Raw genomic sequence first — 17,762 nt, 5'->3', positions numbered from 1 at the left:
AACGAGCACTGGCTGCTGGAGCGCCACAACTTCCTCTCGCCGAGTCAGGCCCGGCGAGCGCTGATGCAGTCGAAGCAGGCGGCCTGATTACAACCAATCTGGTGTCTCAATAATCCGGTGCGGTACATCCCTGAAGTGCGAGCAGACGCTCCAGGACGAAGACTCGGGCGGCCTCCGGTTGATCGGACTTCGCGGAGCACCGGAGGAATACGTCACCGGAACGAAGGCCTCGCTGACAGTGGAGGCATCAGGGCTCGACAGCGTCGTCCCCCCGGTGACCTCGGTGACGTTCGTGGAGGTGGATGCACGGGGCAAGGTGAAGAAGCGCTTCGCCACGGTGCCAGTGCCCGCGGGCGCAACGGAGGTGACGACGGAGCTGACGCTGGACACGTCCACCGCGCGCACCGTGCGACTGTCCGTGGAGGCTCGCTTCGGCGACGGCAGCACCCGGGGCTCGGACACGCGGGAGGTGACCATCGTCACCCCGGCCTTCGTGGAGGCACGGCGCAAGGGCTACGAGGAGGGCAGCCGCCGGTGGCAGGCGTTGGACCAGCGCTTCACGCAGGAGATTCCCACCCCCTGCGCCGACATCGCCGCCACCGTGGCCTGGCTCAGGGCCCAGCCCGAAGTCGAGTCCGCCCACGGCACCGGCCACCACAACTACGACTACCGGGTGAAGGGCTCCGGCATCACCAACCTCGTCAACTGCCACAACCCCTGACGCGCGGGACTACGACGGCTTCTCGCCCGAGCAGGCGGCGGCACGCGCGCGCAGCAGCGCCTGTTCCTTCGCGTTGCGCGTGAGCGACGCGGCCCGTTCGAACTCCGCCCGGGCCTCCTTGAGACGCCCCAGCTTCTGGAGCAGGTCGCCGCGCACGCTCGGCAGCAGGTGGTAGTGCTTGAGCGACGGCTCGGCCACGAGCTGGTCCACCAGCTCCAACCCCACCGCGGGACCGAACGCCATCGACAGGGCGACAGAGCGGTTCAACTCCACCACCGGTGACGGCGTGAGCCTCGCGAGCACCGCGTAGAGCGCCGCGATGCGCGGCCAGTCCGTCGCCTCCGGCGTGCGCGCTCGTGCGTGGCACGCGGCGATGGAGGCCTGCACCGTGTAGGGCCCCGCCGGCCCGGCCTTCTCCGAGCGCTCCAGCGCCGCGAGCCCGCGGCGGATGAGGAGCTGATCCCACTGCCCACGGTTCTGCTCCAGCAGCAGCACGGGTTCCCCCGAGGGCCCCACCCGCGCCCGGGACCGCGACGCTTGAATCTCCATCAGCGCCACCAGCCCGTGCACCTCCGGCTCGCCCGGCGCCAGCTCCGCGAGGATGCGGCCCAGGCGAAGAGCGTCCTGGCAGAGTTCCGGCCGCATCCAGCCATCGCCCGCGGTCGCGGCATAGCCCTCGTTGAAGATGAGGTAGACGACCTCCAGCACCGACGCGAGCCGCGCCGCCAGCTCGTCGCCATGAGGGACCTCGAAGGGGACGCCCTTCTCCGCCAGCGTGCGCTTGGCCCGGACGATGCGCTGGGCCACCGTGGGCTCCGGCACCAGGAACGCGCGGGCGATTTCATCCGTCGTCAGGCCGCCCAACAGCCGCAGCGTGAGCGCCACCCGCGCCTCCGGGGACAGCACCGGGTGGCAGGACGTGAAGATGAGGCGCAACAGGTCGTCGCCGACGTCGTCGTCCAGGGCCGCGTCCAGGTCTGGCACCTCCGCCTCCTCCAGCCCATGCCCCAGCTCCTCGTGCTTGCGCGCGAGCAGCTTGTGACGGCGCATCTCGTCGATGGCGCGGCGCTTCGCGGTGGCCATGAGCCACGCGCCCGGATTCTCAGGCACGCCCGACACCGGCCATTTCTCCAGCGCCACGACCAGCGCGTCCTGCGCCAGCTCCTCGGCCTGCCCCACGTCGCGCACCATGCGCGCAAGCCCGGCAATGAGCCGGGCGGACTCGATTCTCCACACCGCGTGCACCGCGGCCTGCGCCTTGGACATCGTCACGGCGCGAACTCAATCAAATGCACGTCGAATGGGCGCCCCGGAAATCGACAGGGGGTTCGATTTCCCGCGAAGACAGCACGGCCCCGGGCCTCCCCTCATCAGGGAAGCCCGGGGCCGTCACCTCACGCCCGCGCCTCGGCTGCCAGGCCAGCGGCCGACTCCGGCACCGGCTCGTACGTCCCCAGGCGCATGCTCGCCTGGGCCCGCCCCTGCGTGCGGCCACGCAGCGCCGTCACGTAGCCGAACAGGCGCGCCATGGGCACGCGCGCGGACACGCACCGCGCCGTCCCCTTCGCCTCCATCCCCAACACCCGTCCCCGCCGCGACGCCAGGTCGCCCAGCACGTCGCCCAGGAACTCCTCAGGCGTCACCACCTCCACCTCCATCACCGGCTCCAGCCCCTGCACGCCCACGCGCCGTGCGGCCTCCTGGAGCGCCAGCGAGCCCGCCACCATGAAGGCCTGCGGCGTGGAGTCCTTCACGTGCGTGTCCCCATCCACCAGCCGTACCTCCACGTCCACCAGCGGCACGCCCTCCCGCATGCCCTTCGCCATGGCGCCAGCCACGCCCTTTTCAATGGCGGGCACCAGCTCGCGGGGGATGGAGCCACCCTTCGTGGCGTCCACGAAGACGAGCCCCGCCCCTCGCGGCGCAGGACCCACGTCCAGCACCACGCGTGCGTACTGTCCGGGCCCGCCGGACTGGCGGACGTGGCGGTACTCCTGGCGCACCGCGCTCCGGAGCGTGTCGCGGTACGCCACCTTCGGCTGTCCCACGCGCGCCTCCACGCCGAACTCCGTCCTCAACCGGTCCACGACCACCTCCAGGTGCAGCTCACCCATGCCGGACAGCAGCACCTGGCCGCTCTCCGGATCCACGCCCAGGCGCAGCGACGGGTCCTCCGCCGCCAGCCGTTGCAGGCCCTCTTCCAACTTCGGCAGCTCCGCGGGAGAGCGCGCCTCCACGGCGAGCTGCACCACGGGCTCCATCACGTTCAACGCCTCCAGCACCACCGGTGCCTCCGGGTCGCACAGCGTGTCGCCCGTGCGTACGCCCTTGAGCCCCAGCGCCGCGCACAGGTCGCCCGCGTGCACCTCCGCCACCTCCTCGCGGCGGTTGGCGTGCATGAACATCAGGCGCCCCACCCGCTCCTTCCGTCCGGTGACGGGATTGAGCAGGACGGTGCCCGCACGCAGCGTGCCCGAGTACACCCGCAGGAACACGATGCCTCCCACGGCCTTGTCGCTCATCAACTTGAACGCCAGCGCCGCGGGCGGACCCGAGTCCGACACGGGACGGCTGACGCGCTCGCCGGTGACGGGCGCAAAGCCGTCCACGGAGGCCACGTCCGCGGGTGACGGCAGGTAGCTGACGACCGCATCCAAGAGCATCTGCACTCCCTTCTTCTTGAAGGCCGACCCGCACAGCACCGGCACCAGCGTCCGCGCGAGCGTGCCCGAGCGCAGCGCGCGCTCCAGCTCCTCCACGGTGATGTCCTCCACCCGCCCGTCCACGAACTTCTCCATCACGCCCGCGTCCAGGTCCGCGCACACTTCAATGAGGCGCATGCGGTACGGCAGCACCGCCTCCACCAGCTCTGGAGGCACAGGCGCGTCGTCGTCAAAGCCGCCGTCGTCGCCCTGGAAGCGCACCAACCGCATGCGCACCAGGTCCACGAGCCCCTGGAAGTCCGCGCCGTCGCCCACGGGCCACTGCACGGCCACCGGGCGCACGCCCAGCCGGTCCACCATGGACTGCACGCTCAGGGCGAAGTCCGCGCCCACCTTGTCCATCTTGTTGATGAACGCGATGCGCGGCACGCCGTAGCGGTCCGCCTGGCGCCACACCGTCTCCGACTGCGGCTCCACGCCCTGGCTGGCGTCGAACACCGCCACCGCGCCGTCCAGCACACGCAGCGAGCGCTCCACCTCGATGGTGAAGTCCACGTGGCCCGGCGTGTCCAGGATGTTGATGCGATGGGGCACGCCCGCCTCCCGCCCGTGCCGGGGCTGCCAGAAGGCCGTCGTCGCCGCGGAGGTGATGGTGATGCCGCGCTTCTTCTCCTGCTCCATCCAGTCCATCTCCGTGGAGCCCGTGTGCACCTCTCCCGTGGAGTGGATGCGGCCGGTGAAGAAGAGGACGCGCTCGGTGAGCGTCGTCTTGCCCGCGTCGATGTGGGCCATGATGCCGATGTTGCGGTACCGCTCGATGCGCGTGGTGCGAGGCATGGAAGACTCCCGTTCCCGTCCGGGCAGCGAGGCCCGCGGGTGTGTATTGGATTGAGCTGCCGGTTGGATGAGTGGAATGGACCGGTGGCTGTCTTCAGGCGCGCACGCGCACGCAGGGCCGGAACGGCACGTCAGGCCGCCACGGGAACGCGCGAGGACACACGAAGGCACCCCCAGGGAGGGGACGGGCGGAGACGGAGCTCACGGTGCGCGGGCAACCAGCCACGCGCGCACCGGAGGACTCCGGTCCGCCTGCTCAAATATCGAGCAGGACCTCGTGACGGGGGGCGAGGCGCACGTCCGCCGCCGGCGCGAAGGCGCTCAGGACAGGCAGGGCATGGAGAGTGACGGGCCTCATGACGAGATAGGAGTAAGACAGACAGCCCCCGCTGTCAACCCGACGGCCTCCCCGTGTTCCAGGGCCGGAAATAAATCCCCGAAAGAATATCCGCCGCGGGCGCCGTACATGTGGCGGTTGGCGACAGAAGCCAACCCCTGGTTCTTCCGAGGGGGAAGTATGTCCACGTTCTACAAAAGCCTGCTGACGGCCTCCATGGGTCTCGTCGGCTTGAATGGGTGTGTCTACGGTTACATCTACGACTCCGCGTCGGGCAGTGCCGTGGCAGGCGTGACGGTCATCGTCGCCTCCGGCACCTGCAGCGGCACCGGCTGCGGCACCGGGCTCGCGACCCAGTCCACGGACTCGTCCGGCCTCTACGTCTTCGACGCGTACGGCAACCGCAACGGCGAGAACAACGTCCAGCTGATCACCGCGGCCTCCGGCGAGGAGGCGGTGCGGCTCGTCTACAGCCGCGCGGGCTTCCGCTCCGTCACCGTCTACCACCGGCCCAAGTACACGACGATGACGCAGGACGGGACCGAGTATGAGGTCTCCGCCGTGCAGCCCGTGTACCTGTGCGCGCTCAACGCCGTGGACTCCGACGGCGACGGCGTCTGTGACGCGGCCGAGGCCCGCTACGGCACCAACCCCAACAGCTCCGACACGGACGGGGACCGCATCAGCGACTTCGCGGAGCTGTACGGCTACGGCGGCGTGGACCTGCGCTACTGGGGCGCGGATCCGCGCAAGAAGGACGTGTTCGTGGAGGTGGACTACTACGCGGACCGCAAGCCCACGCAGGCGGCGCTGGACCGCGTGACGACGTCCTTCGCCAACGCGCCGGTGTCCAACCCCAACGGCACCACGGGCATCGCGCTGCACCTGGTGCTGGACTCGCAGATCGCCGCCGCGGACGCGGACACGGACCTGACCCCCGTGTGGACGGACTTCGACGTCATCAAGGCCAAGTACTTCAAGTCGCGCCGCGCGCCCTTCTTCCACTACGCGCTGTTCGCGAACACGTACAACGGCGGCACCTCCAGCGGCATCTCCCGCGGCATCCCCGCGCATGACTTCGTGGTGACGCTGGGCGGCTGGCCCGTGGCGGGCGGCACGGAGCTGCAGCAGGCCGGCACCCTCATGCACGAGCTGGGGCACAACATCGGCCTGCGTCACGGCGGCAACGACGACAGCAACTACAAGGCCAACTACCTGAGCCAGATGAACTACGAGTACCAGATGTTCGGCCTGCGCATGGACGGCGTGGACAACGTGCTGGACTACTCGCGCGTGCGCGTCGCCGCCATCAGCGAGGCGTCCGTCAACGAGGTCTCCGCGTTCGCTCCCGTCGCGCCCACCACGGAGGCGGACCTGGCCCACATCGGCGTGCGCATCAACGGCGTGCAGCGCGCCGGCACCGCGAGCGCGAACCTGGACTTCAACGGCGACGGCGTCATCCAGACCGCGTCCTACGCGTACAGCCTCAACCGCGACGCCGACACCACGGACCTCATCCCGGCGGCGCAGCATGACTGGCTGGCGCTGGTGTACGACGGCGCCGGGCAGATTGGCGACGGCTGGCTTGGCACGTCCCAGGGCCTGAGCCGCCAGCAGCCCTTCTTCGTCCTCCCGGAGAAGACCGAGTCCTGCCTCACGGTGGAGATGTTCCGCGCCCGGTAGTCCCAGGCCGTCCATCCTGGCAAGTCGTCCCCCGCCGGGTTCCTCTTCACGAGGGACCCGGCGGTCGTTTATCGGTCGCGTGCCCGCGTAGACTCCGGCGCATGCCGCATGTCGCACTCGTGGGATACGGACGTTTTGGACGCGCGCTGGGAACGCTGCTGGAGGCGGTGGGCGTGGAGCACCGCGCCCTGGACCCGGTGGCGGACATCCCGGAGCCGCTCCGCGCGCACTCGGTACACGAGCTGCTGGAAGGGGCGGAGCTGGTGGTGGTGGCGGTGCCGGTGCCCCAGATGCGGGACGTGCTGCGCTCCCTTCGGCCCCACCTGAAACCGGAGCACCTGGTGCTGGACGTGGGCAGCGTGAAGGTGAAGCCCGTGGAGGCGCTGACGGAGGTGCTGGGCGAACAGGTGCCCTGGGTAGGCACGCATCCGCTCTTCGGCCCCTTGAGCCTGGCCATGGCCGAGCGACCCATGCGCGTCGTGCTCTGCCCCAACCCACTGCATCCGGAAGCAGCCCCGCGCGCCCGGCGCTTCTACGAGGGGCTGGGCTGCGAGGTGATTGAGCAGTCGCCCGAGGGCCATGACCAGGTGATGGCGCGCACGCATGCGCTCACCTTCTTCGTGGCCAAGGGGATGGTGGACTCCGGCGCGGCGGCGGACGTGCCCTTCGCGCCGGCCAGCTTCAAGGCGCTGTCGCGCACCATCGAGACCGTGCGCGCGGACGCGGGCCATCTCTTCAACGCCATCCAGCAGGAGAACCCCTTCGCCACGCAGGCGCGAGGCCAACTGCTCGCGGCGCTCCAGGACATCCACCGCGACCTGGAGGCGGCCCCCACGGTGACGCAAGCACCGGAGGCTTCGGGCGTCGCCGTGCCCGGCCTGGAACCGGAAGCGCCTGCGCCCCGCGAGCCGCGTGAGCACATTGATGCGCTCGACCGCGAACTGGTGGAGCTGCTCGCCCGCCGCGAGGAGCTGGCCCGCCGTCAGCGCCGTGCCCAGGAGGCCGGGAACGAGCCCGCTCGCACGGAGACGCTGCTCGCCGTGCGCCGGGCGTGGGCCCGGGAGCTGGGCGTGGACGCGCAGGAGGTGGAGGCCGTCTTCCGCGCCGTACTGGGTAGCGGCCTGCGATGACGCGGCGCTAGAGGTACTCGTCCAGCCAGTCGAACATCCGGTGGTTGGCCACGGCCTGCGCGCCCTCCTGGCAGTGCAGGAGCCCCGTGTCCTGGGTGGTGAAGAGCATGTAGTCCTTCGGGCACTCCAGCGCGTCGAAGAGCAGCCGGGCCTGGCCCTGGGAGAACGCCTCCGCGGTGCCGTCCATCACCAGCGTGCGGCAGCGGATGCGGTGGACGATGGGCTCGTTGTTGAACCGGCGCAGCTCGAAGAGCAGGGCCGATGGCGTGCTGACGCCGTGCTTGGACATCGAGTCCTTCATGTACCAGCGATACAGGAACACCTGCTCCATCAGCTGGGCCATGGCCGCGTCGAAGGCCTGGGGGTTGCTGTCCAGCAGCTGCATCAGCTCCGGGAAGTACATGTTGAACTGCTCGAAGGAGGACTGGCCCCAGTTGAGGACGCCGGGGTTGGGGATGAGGATCTTGATGCGCCGCTCGAACGCGGCGGCGCGCGGCACCAGCGCACCGCCCATGCTCCACCCCAGCAGCGCGATGCGCCGCGAGTCCACGCCCGCGATGCACAGGGCGAAGTCCACCACCGGGCGGATGACCTGCTCCCAGTCGTGACGGAAGGGAAGCCCCTGCTCGCGGATGGCCATGCCCTGGCCGGGCGCGTGCACGATGAGGCAGTGGTAGCCCCGCGCGAGCGCCGCGTCGATGACGTACTTGGACTCCTCCGGCCACGCGTCGCGGCCCTGCTGGAAGATGAGCAGCGGCGCGATGCTCCGGGCGCTCGGGGCGCGGAAGAAGTAGCCGGGCAGCGTGGTGCGCTCGTACGGGATGCGCACGGGCGTGCCCGGAATCTTCAACAGGTGCAGCGCCTTGTTGTAGGCGTCCACCGCCTTGCGCCCGGTGGCGACCACGCTCGGATGAGTGGGCTCGGGGTGGTGGATGAGCGCGGCGCGGTAGTAGTTGGCGGCGCGCAGGTAGGCATTGCCCGCGCTGATGGAATGGCGGCGGGACTGGCTCACGTCGCCCATGGCGCGGATGCGGTCGGCGGTGCTCACCCACTCGTTGGGCCAGCTCCAGTCATCCCCCGCGACGATGCGGGACGCGGTGTCCAGCACCTCGCTGATGTCCGACTGCGCGCTGTAGGTCCCGGCCAGGAAGTGCAGGAGTTGGCTCTCCATGATGGGGTCCGCCATCAGGCCCAGCTCCCACCAGGGCCGGGGCTCGTCGGAAGACGAGGGGGACGACGAGGTCGTGGACGGCTGTCCGGCCGCCGCTGCGGGAGCGCCCCGGAGGAGCGCAAGCCCCCCGGTCAGCCCCAGGCTGGCTTGGATGAGGGAGCGACGGTCCAGTGTGATGCCCATGGTCTCTGGCCTCCAGCGAAGTGCTGGCGCTTCGAACACCGCAGGCCTCCACTTCTGTCACTCACCGCGTCGCCACCAGCGCGAACACGCGGTGGGGCACGGCGAACGGCGTCTGGGGGAACCGCTCCGCGAGGAGCTTCGCGTGCGCGACATCGAAGCGGGCGGCCTCGTCCTCGGAGAGCACCGGGCCCACCTTGGCGCTGGCGCGCACCCGCCCCATCCAGGCCTCGTGGGAGTAGTGGACGACGGTGTCGAAGGAGAAGGACTCCAGGCCGGTGAAGCCCGCGGTGGCGACGTCCTGGAACCAGCGCGGGTAGATGCCGGCGTCGTGTCCGAACTCGACGTAGGGCGCGACCTGCGAGGGATTGAAGGTGTCGATGAGCGTGTGGACCCCCTGCACGACATTGCCCGGCAAAGGCAGCCAGTCGAAGTGCGCGATGACCAGCCGGCCTCCCGGCGCCAGCACCCGGAAGGCCTCGCGGGCCGCGGCGGCGCGGTCGAACCAATGCCAGCACGTGCCGGCGGTGACGAGCCCGAAGGACTCCGACGGCAAGCCGGTCCGCTCCGCCGGAGCCACGCGGAAGTCGATGGACAGCCCCTCCTCGCTCGCGAGCCGGCGCGCCGAATCCAGCATGGGCTCCGAGAGGTCCAACGCCGTGGCGTCACCTCCGCGCTTCGCCAGTCCCCGCGCGAGCGTGCCCGTGCCCGCGCCCAGGTCGAGCACGCGCTGGCCCGGACGAAAGACGCCTTCACGGATGAGTTTCTCGAAGAAGGCCTCCGGAAAGCCGGCGCGGTGCCGGGCGTAGTCCTCCGACGTACGGCCAAAGTCCACCTGCATGGCATGTCCTCCAGGGTTCAAGGCTCCACGCGTCCATCAGGAAAGACACGTCGACAGCGGCCGCGCGCCGCGCCGACACTCCCCTTCCAGGAGGTGGATGGAGCATGGATAGACGCCGCGGTGGACGCTCTCAATCTCGATTCGAACATCGACCTGAGCGCGAGGAAGCCCTGGTGTCGGCAAGCGAGGCCGCGGCGCTGCTCGGCGTGAAGCTGGCGACGCTCTACACCTACGTGAGCCGGGGACTGGTGCGGTGCGTGCCGGTGCAGGGAACGAAGGAGAACCGCTACGCACGCGCGGACCTGGAGCGGCTGAAGGTCCGCCACGACGCGAGGGCGGGACACGCGGCGGTGGCGGCGGGAGCGCTGCGCTGGGGCGAGCCCGTCATCGACTCCGCGGTCTCGCGCGTGGAGGCCAAAGGCCTGGCGTACCGGGGAAGCCACTCCGCGGTGGAGCTGGCCACGAAAGGGCGCTCCTTCGAGGACGTAGCGGAGCTGCTCTGGTCCGGCGCGCTACCGAAACACCGGGACACGACGTGGCCCGCGACACGAGCCCCCATCCCTCCTTCCGCGCTGGCGGCGCTCCTGCCCCAGGGCACGCCTCCCGCGAAGGTGCTGGCGACGCTGGTGCCCCTGCTGGGCGCGCGGGACGCGGTGCGCTTCGCGGCGCCACCGGACCAGGAGCTCGTGCGGGCCCGAGGCCTGCTGCGTCACCTGGCGGCGTGGGTGTGCGCGGCCCGGGCGCCGGAGCGCGTGGCCCACGCCTTGAGGGAACAGACGGTGGCGGACTCGCTGGCGCACGCGTGGGACGCCCGCTCTTCGCACGCTGCGGCGTCGTTGAACCAGGCACTGGTACTCTGCGCGGACCATGAGCTGAACGTGTCGACGTTCGCCGCCCGGGTGACGGCATCCTCTGGCGCGGACCTGTACTCGTGCGTGGGCGCGGCGATGGCGGCGCTCTCCGGAGCGAAGCACGGAGGCGCGTGCGACCGCGTGGAGGCGCTCCTCACGGAGGTGGGCCGTCCGGAGCGGGCGAAGGAGGTGGTGGACACATACGTCCGCCGGGGCGAGTCGGTGCCGGGCTTCGGCCACCGGCTGTATCCCCAGGGAGACCCGCGCACGCCCCCGCTCGTCCTTGCCGCGCGGGAGCTGCGCCCGGATGCGAGATCGGTGCGCGTGGGCGCCGCGCTGGTGGACGTGATGCGCGACGCGGGACATCCCGCGCCTTCGATGGAGGTGGGGCTGGTGATGCTGGCGGAGGCGCTGGGGCTGCCGAAGGGCGCGGCGGCGACGGTGTTCGCGGTGGGGCGCTCGGCGGGCTGGGTGGCGCACGTGCTGGAACAGCGGGAGCAGGGCCACCTGCTGCGCCCCAGGGCTCGCTACGTCGGCCCCTCTTCACCAGGGACAGATTGAATTCATCGGCCGGGATTCAGGATGGGGGTGGCGATGTTTGTGGACCCATTGCGACTCTTCACCCTTTGGAGCCACTGCATGATGAAGAAGACCGCCCTGCTGACCTGCCTGCTCGGATTGCTGGGAGCTCTCCCGGCCAGCGCCGCTGAACTCAAGGACGTGTTCGGCAAGGAGGTCCCCATCGGGCAGGGCCGGCCCACCCTGGTGCTGTATGCCAACAAGGGCACCAAGGATGAGCTGCGCCAGCGAGCTTCCCAGTTCATCTACGACGTGCGTGAGAAGAAGCCCATCGTCGTCATCCACGTGGACCTGCGCGACGTTTCGGGCCTCTTCAAGGGCATTGCTCGCGGGGAGATCCGCAAGAGCCACAACGAGTCGCTCGCCGCCATGAAGGACCTGTACCGCCAGAAGGGCGAGGCACCGCCCGCCGAGCTGGACTCGTCGCTCTACATGGTCGCGGACTCCAAGGGTGAACCCCACAAGTCCATGGGCCTGGAGAAGGGGTTCGACCACGTGTTCGCCCAGGTGCTTGGCACCTCCGGGCAGGAAATCGCACGCGGCGCCTTCTCGGAAGGTGCCCGGAAGCTCAGCCAGGCGATGACCGCCGCGCCCGCCGTGGCGTCCCGCACGCCCTGAGTTCACGGGGTGTGTCCCCCACGCTCCTGCACCGCGCGTGGGTGGACGGCAAGGGATGAACAGCCTTACCTTGCTGACGCGTTAGTCACTGCTCACCTGGAAACCATGTTGATGCATGGGATTCAAACGGTGGGCGGTGGCAGCGCGTCAGGTTCATTTCCCCCGAGACACCCCACATGTTCAAGTTCAAGACGTGCAGCCTCGCCGTGGTGGCCCTTGCGTTCAGCGCCTGTGGCCCCGCGCCGGAAGCGACGGAGCCGTCCCCCTCCGGCAGCGACATCGCGCAGGTCCAGTCCCAGGTGACGAAGGCAATCCCGGGCACGACGTGCGTGGTCGAAGCGACGAAGCCTACACGTATGACGTGGGGGGTCCCATCAGCGCCCAGGCGTCTGCCTGGGATTGCGACCAGGACTACCCCATCATCTACATCTGCTCCACGGTGGAGCAGAAGTCGGTGAGCAGCACGGGCACGGTCACCTGGACGGCCATCCCGGGCAGCCGCGGCTGCTGGCCGGAGACGAACACGGACTTCGGTGGCCAGACGGCCAACCCCACGCCCTACGCGGCGGGCGTCTACCGTCAGCGTTCGCAGGCGGCCATCAAGCTCAACGCCACCACGTGGACCCCGGCGCAGCCGTCCACCTGCGCCACGCTCTCCAGCGACATCCCCTGCAAGTTCACGGCGGTGGTGTCCGGCAACGTGACGCTGTGACGCGCATCGCCGCGGCGTGAAGCACCCCAGACCCCAGGTGTGAACCAGGGCAGGCGTTGGCTAGTCTGACGCCCTCTCGTTCCACCTGGAGTCTTTCATGCACATCGAGTCCCCCCGCGGTGCCCGTTCCCCGAAGGCCGTGACGTTCCTCCGCATCCCGGTGCTGCTCGCCGTGGGGATGATGACGATGGGCAGCGGCCTGGGGAACCCGGGCTGCAACAGCGGCCCCGACGAATGTGAGGACGGTTGCGCCATCGCGGGCACCTATCAACTCCAGTTCACGGACAGCTCGCCGCCTGGCGCCGACTGCGAGGCCTGGGGGCTGGGACTGCCCACGGGCCCGCTCGTGCTGGCCTTCGACAACCCGACCGTCACGACGACGGTCAACGACGCGGAGTTGCGGGGCCTCTACTACGGTGAGTACTCGCTGAGCCTCAATCTCTTCGGCACGCGGACCCTGCCGGACAACCAGGGCTATTACTCCGTCAGTCTCGAGGCGAAGGTGCTGGAGCCCGCGCCCGCCAAGGCCTCCGCCCCCGCGAGCTTCGAGGGCGAGTACGAGCTGACGGTCGAACCCTCCGGTGACGCGGGCGTGGCGGGGTGCCGCATCAAGCGGAACTTCACCGCGACCCGATAGTGACTCCTCCGGGTGGGGCCTCGGCCCCGCTCGGGGTGCGGTAGGTTCGGGGCCATGCGTACCCCCCTCATGGCCTCACTGCTGTTCCTGATGATGTCCGCGCCAGCCCGGGCCGCCGTACCGGCTGGCTTCGTGGAAACGAACTATTCATCCACCAGCCTGACACCCGCCACCGGCATGGCGTGGGCGCCGGATGGTTCAGGGCGCCTGTTCGTCACGCTGAAGAACGGCGTCGTGCGGACGGTGGCCATGAAGGACGGCGTGCTGGAGACGCAGCCGGGCACCTCCACGCTGGTGACGCGCACGTTCGCCACGGAGCCCGCGGTCCACACCAACAGCGAGTGCGGACTCATCGGCATCGCGTTCGACCCGAACTACGTGGTCAACCGGTACGTCTACTTCTTCGTCACCGTCTCCGCCTCCGAGCAGCGCATCGTCCGCTACACGGACTCCAACGGCACGGGCATCGCGCGCACGGAGGTCGTCACGAGGCTGCCCACGGCGGGCAACAACCACGACGGCGGCGGGCTGGGCTTCGGCCCGGACGGGAAGCTCTACTGGGCCATTGGCGATCTGGGCAACGGCTCCGGCGTGGACGCGGACCTGACGTCGCTGGCGGCCAAGATGAGCCGCGCCAACCTGGACGGCACGCCCGCCAATGACAACCCGTTCAACGACGGCGTGGGCCCCAACAACGAATACATCTGGGCGCGCGGCCTGCGAAACCCGTTCACCTTCACGTTCCAGCCCGCCACCGGACTGCTGTGGGTCAACGGCGTGGGCGACCGCTATGAGCAGGTCTTCGTCGTGAGCCGGCGCAGCCACGCCGGCTACAACGACTACGAGAACAACCAGCCCGTCGGGAACGACTACCTCACCCCCGTCATCAAGTACCGCACCAACACGATTGATTCGAGCACCGTCACCGCGACGGGCGCGGTGCGCAGCGGGGGCATCACCACCTTCACCACCGCCTCGCCGCACGGCTTCCGCAAGGGGGAGAGGCTCACGCTCGAAGGCGTGGGGGACGCGAGCTTCAACGGCGAGTTCTACGTCGCCAGCGCCAACAACGCGCCCACGACCACCACCTTCACCGTGGCCCAGCCGGGCCTGCCGGACACGACCAGCGGCGGGGGCACAGTCACGACGCAGGCGCTGGGCGGCTCCATCACCGGCGGCGTCTTCTACGACGCGACCCTCTTCCCGCCGGAGTACCGCGGCAACTACTTCTTCGGCGACTACAAGAGCGCCCAGGTGACGCGCGCCACGCTGGCGGCGGACAACTCGGTGGCGACGGTGGACGAGTGGGGCACGGGCTTCTCCGCCAACGTGGACATGAGCGTGGGGCCGGACGGCGCGCTCTACGCGCTGGGGTACACCAACGGCGTGGTGCGCCGGGTGACGCCCACGGCCACCGGCCAGAGGCTGGTGGTGTCCGGACTCAACCTGCGCCTGATGGAGGGCGGACGCGCGGCCTTCACCGTGCGGCTGGCCCAGGCGCCCTCCGCCAACGTAGCGGTCCAGGTAGCGCGGGCCATGGGCGGCTCCGAGGACCTGCGCCTGCTGGGCGGTGGCACCCTCACCTTCTCTCCCGCGAACTGGAGCGTGCCGCAGGTCGTGGTGCTCGAGGCGGTGGAGGACGCGGACGTGGAGCCGGACGTCGCCACCTTCACCGTGGCCTCCGAGGGGCTGACGACCGAGTCGGTGGTGGCCACCACCATCGACAACAACTCGACCCGGCTGGTGCTGTCCACTCGCCGGCTCGTCGTGCCCGAGGGCGGCAGCGCCACCTTCGACGTGTCCCTGTCCCTGCGGCCCTCGTCGAACGTGACCGTCACCGTGGCGTCCACCCAGGGGGATCCGGACCTCACCGTGGCCTCCGCGTCCACGCTCAGCTTCACGACGTCCAACTGGAACACGCCGCAGACCGTCACGCTCCAGGCGTCGCAGGACGCGGACAACGTGGATGGCACGGCCACCATCACGCTCGCCATTCCGGGCCTGGACGCGCGCACGCTGGAGGCCGTGGAGGCGGATGACGAACCGCTCCAGCCCACCATCTCCTCCACGCCTGTCACCACCGCCGGAGTGGGCATCGAGTATCGCTACGACGTGGAGGCGGTGGGCCGGCCGCAGCCCACGTACTCGCTGGAGGGCGCGGTGCCGCAGGGCATGAGCATCGACGCGACCACCGGCCTCATCACCTGGACGCCGTCGGCGGCGGGCACCGTGGACGTGCACGTGCGGGCGACCAATGGCGTGTCGCCGGACGCGGAGCAGTCCTTCACCATCACCGCGGAGGCGGAAATGGGCGAACCGGATGCCGGCACCGACGCGGGCACGGAGACCCCGGATGCCGGCACGGGGCCCCTGGATGCCGGCACGAACAATCCCCTGCCCGAGGACGACTCCGGCTGCGGCTGCGGCGCGGCCCCGGTGGCGCCGCTCGCGTGGCTGGCGCTCGTCGCGCTGGCCACCCGTCGCAAGCGGTCGCGCGCGAGCTGAGGCCTCGCTGAAACAGAAACGGGAGGGCGCCCGTGCTGGACGCCCTCCCGTTCCATTTCCGCTTCAGCGCGGCATGAAGGCACTTGCGCGTGTCCGGAAGCGGGACGCGGATTCCCATCGCCGGTCAGGGAAGTGACGGGTTCATCCCCGCTGTCGCCTGGGGGCGACTGTGCGCGCTCCGTGGCATGGGCCATGCTCAATGGCGTCCCCAATGGCTCCCCTCCTCCATGACCTCCTGCTCGCGCTGCGGCGACTGCGTCGCAGCCCCACCTTCACCGTCGTGGCGGTGGCCACGCTGGCGCTGGGCATTGGCGCCAACGTCGCCATCTTCAGCGTGGTGCACGCGGTGCTGCTGCGGCCGTTGCCCCTGCGCGACGACGCGCGGCTCGTGCGGCTGTTCAGCGTGGGCCAGCAGGGACCGGGGCCGACGTCGCCGCCGGACCTGATGGACCTGCGCGAACAGACGCGGGCCTTCGAGGGGCTCGCTGGCGTGGCGCCCACGATGGTGACGCTCGGGGCGGACCGGCTGGAGGCCTCGCCCATGAAGGTGCAGGCCGGGCTGGTGACGGCCGACTTCTTCCAGGTGCTGGGGCCCCGCGTGCAGTTGGGCCGCGCGCTCCGGGCCGGGGATGACGCGCCTGGGGCGCCCCAGGTCACGGTGCTGTCGCATGCGCTCTGGCAGCGCCGCTTTGGTGGCAGCCCCGACGTGCTGGGGCGCGCGGTGAACCTGGGCGGCCCCGTGCCGTGGACGGTGGTGGGCGTGATGGCGCCGGGCTTCGACTTCCCGTCGCGCGCGGAGCTGTGGACGCCCATCGTCCAGGACGAGTCCATGACGAAGCCGGAGGCGCGCGGCGCGCACTGGCTGGAGGTGTATGGGCGGATGGGGCCCGGCGTGAGCCTTGAGCGGGCGAAGGCAGACGCGGCGGCGGTCGCGCGGGGCCTGGCGGCGCGGCATCCGGCGACGAACGCGGACATGGGCGCGAGCGTGGAGCCCTTGCGCGACGTGCTGCTGGGCCAGGTGCGCCCCTCGTTGTTATTGCTGCTGGGCGCGGTGGGGCTGGTGCTGCTCATCGCGTGCGCCAACCTCATGCACCTGCTGTTGGCGCGGGCCGCGTCGCGCGAGGCGGAGACGTCCGTGCGGCTCGCGCTGGGCGCCAGCCGGGGGCGCATCGCGCGGGAGCTGTTGGTGGAGAGCGCGCTCCTGTCGGCGCTGGGTGGCGGGGCCGGGTTGCTCGCGGCGCTATGGGCGCTGGATGCGCTGGCGGCGTTCGGGCCCCAGGACATTCCGCGCATCGACGAGGTGTCGCTCGATGGAACGGTGCTGGCGTTCACCGCGGGCCTGTCGGTGTTCACCACGCTGCTCTTCGGGCTGGTGCCTGCGTGGCAGACGTCGCGGGTGGAGCTGGCGCGCGTGTTGCGGACGGCGGGCGAGGGCGCGGGCGGCGCGGCGCACCACCACCGAACCCGCGCGGCGCTCATCGTGGCGGAGACGGCGCTGGCGGTGCTGCTGCTGGTGAGCGCGGGGCTGCTGCTGCGCAGCTTCGTGCACCTGCGGCAGGTCGACCCGGGCTTCCAGCCGGAGGGCGTATTGACGGTGAAGCTGAGCCTGCCGCCCAACCGCTACGCCATGGGCAGCGCGGCGCCCGCGGCCTTCTACGACGGGCTGCTCGAGCGGCTGCGGAGCCTGCCCGGGGTGACCGTGGCGGGCGCGGTGAATGCAGTTCCCATGGAGGGGAAGCGGTGGACGCTCGCGGTGCGTGACCCGCTCCGGCCGGTGGCGCCGGGCACGGAGCCCTGGCAGGCCAGCATGCGCATCGTCACGCCGGACGCGTTGGAGGCGCTGCGGGTGCCCGTGCTGCGCGGCCGGGGGTTGCTGCCGGAGGACCGGGGCGCGGGTGGGCGCGCGGTGTTGATCAACGCGGAGGCGGCGCGCCGCTTCTGGCCGGGAGAGGACCCGCTGGGACGCACGCTGGACATGGACATGGACCTGGGCAACGGCGCGTTCGGAGGCCGGGTGGTGGGGGTGGTGGCGAACATGGCCACGGAAGGACTGGCCGCGCCCGCCGCGCCGGAGGTGTATGTGCCCTATGAGCAGGCACGGACCACGGACATGACGCTGGTGCTCCGTACGAACGGGGAGCCGCTCGCGCTGGCCGGGGCGGTGCGGGCGGAAGTCCGGGGGCTGGACGCGAACCTCGCGGTGGGCAGCGTGCGGACGCTGGCGTCGGTGGTGGATGGAACGGTGGCGCCGCTGCGCTTCTATCTCCTGCTGGCGAGCGTCTTCGCGGGGGTGGCGC

At 70.5% G+C, this 17,762-nt stretch carries 13 protein-coding genes; 9 read left to right on the top strand and 4 right to left on the bottom strand.

The annotated features are described in order from the left end of the window. Positions 1 to 178 precede the first annotated feature (178 nt). The gene (locus D7V77_RS30000; protein WP_147452206.1) at positions 179 to 721 is read left to right on the top strand and encodes a hypothetical protein; all 543 of its coding nucleotides are present in this window, start codon (positions 179 to 181) and stop codon (positions 719 to 721) included. Between the two features lie 9 nt (positions 722 to 730). On the opposite strand, the gene D7V77_RS29995 is transcribed toward D7V77_RS30000, so the two are convergent. Both D7V77_RS29995 and fusA read right to left on the bottom strand, forming a co-directional pair. Beyond that, complete coding sequence (locus D7V77_RS29995) at positions 731 to 1,987, bottom strand: RNA polymerase sigma factor (RefSeq protein WP_120579722.1); 1,257 nt, start codon at positions 1,985 to 1,987, stop codon at positions 731 to 733. A gap of 128 nt (positions 1,988 to 2,115) precedes the next feature. Further along, the gene (gene fusA, locus D7V77_RS29990; RefSeq protein WP_120579719.1) at positions 2,116 to 4,221 is read right to left on the bottom strand and encodes an elongation factor G; all 2,106 of its coding nucleotides are present in this window, start codon (positions 4,219 to 4,221) and stop codon (positions 2,116 to 2,118) included. A gap of 517 nt (positions 4,222 to 4,738) precedes the next feature. Here fusA and D7V77_RS29985 point away from each other — a divergent pair. Further along, on the top strand, positions 4,739 to 6,241 hold the full coding sequence (locus tag D7V77_RS29985) for a hypothetical protein (RefSeq protein WP_120579718.1): 1,503 nt from the start codon (positions 4,739 to 4,741) through the stop codon (positions 6,239 to 6,241). Positions 6,242 to 6,342: 101 nt separating this feature from the next. Next, complete coding sequence (locus D7V77_RS29980) at positions 6,343 to 7,371, top strand: prephenate dehydrogenase/arogenate dehydrogenase family protein (RefSeq protein WP_120579717.1); 1,029 nt, start codon at positions 6,343 to 6,345, stop codon at positions 7,369 to 7,371. Between the two features lie 7 nt (positions 7,372 to 7,378). On the opposite strand, the gene D7V77_RS29975 is transcribed toward D7V77_RS29980, so the two are convergent. After that, positions 7,379 to 8,725, bottom strand: a complete 1,347-nt coding sequence (locus tag D7V77_RS29975; protein WP_120579716.1) for a S9 family peptidase — start codon at positions 8,723 to 8,725, stop codon at positions 7,379 to 7,381. Positions 8,726 to 8,786: 61 nt separating this feature from the next. After that, a complete protein-coding gene (locus D7V77_RS29970; RefSeq protein WP_120579715.1) occupies positions 8,787 to 9,563 on the bottom strand; it encodes a class I SAM-dependent methyltransferase in 777 nt (258 codons plus the stop codon). Between the two features lie 173 nt (positions 9,564 to 9,736). On the opposite strand from D7V77_RS29970, the gene D7V77_RS29965 reads away from it, so the two are divergent. The 6 genes from D7V77_RS29965 to D7V77_RS29940 form a co-directional block, all read left to right on the top strand. Continuing rightward, positions 9,737 to 10,975 (top strand): citrate/2-methylcitrate synthase, encoded by a 1,239-nt coding sequence (locus D7V77_RS29965; RefSeq protein ID WP_233597334.1) that lies wholly within the window; start codon positions 9,737 to 9,739, stop codon positions 10,973 to 10,975. A 78-nt stretch (positions 10,976 to 11,053) separates the two neighbouring features. Beyond that, positions 11,054 to 11,611 carry a hypothetical protein gene (locus tag D7V77_RS29960; protein WP_233597333.1) on the top strand — a complete coding sequence of 186 codons (558 nt, stop codon included), beginning with the start codon at positions 11,054 to 11,056 and terminating at the stop codon, positions 11,609 to 11,611. A 325-nt stretch (positions 11,612 to 11,936) separates the two neighbouring features. Continuing rightward, positions 11,937 to 12,323 (top strand): hypothetical protein, encoded by a 387-nt coding sequence (locus D7V77_RS29955; protein ID WP_233597332.1) that lies wholly within the window; start codon positions 11,937 to 11,939, stop codon positions 12,321 to 12,323. A 97-nt stretch (positions 12,324 to 12,420) separates the two neighbouring features. Next, positions 12,421 to 12,960, top strand: coding sequence for a hypothetical protein (locus D7V77_RS29950; protein ID WP_120579713.1), 540 nt, complete (start codon positions 12,421 to 12,423; stop codon positions 12,958 to 12,960). A 54-nt stretch (positions 12,961 to 13,014) separates the two neighbouring features. Further along, a complete protein-coding gene (locus D7V77_RS29945; protein WP_120579712.1) occupies positions 13,015 to 15,465 on the top strand; it encodes a PQQ-dependent sugar dehydrogenase in 2,451 nt (816 codons plus the stop codon). A gap of 211 nt (positions 15,466 to 15,676) precedes the next feature. After that, on the top strand, positions 15,677 to 17,762 hold a 2,086-nt coding region (locus D7V77_RS29940; protein WP_147452205.1), incomplete at its 3' end, for an ABC transporter permease.

This window comes from Corallococcus sp. CA041A (assembly GCF_003612075.1).
Taxonomy (GTDB): Bacteria; Myxococcota; Myxococcia; order Myxococcales; family Myxococcaceae; genus Corallococcus; species Corallococcus exiguus.
Note: the sequence above shows the minus strand (reverse complement) of the source record. Positions and strands in the feature narration are given on the sequence as shown.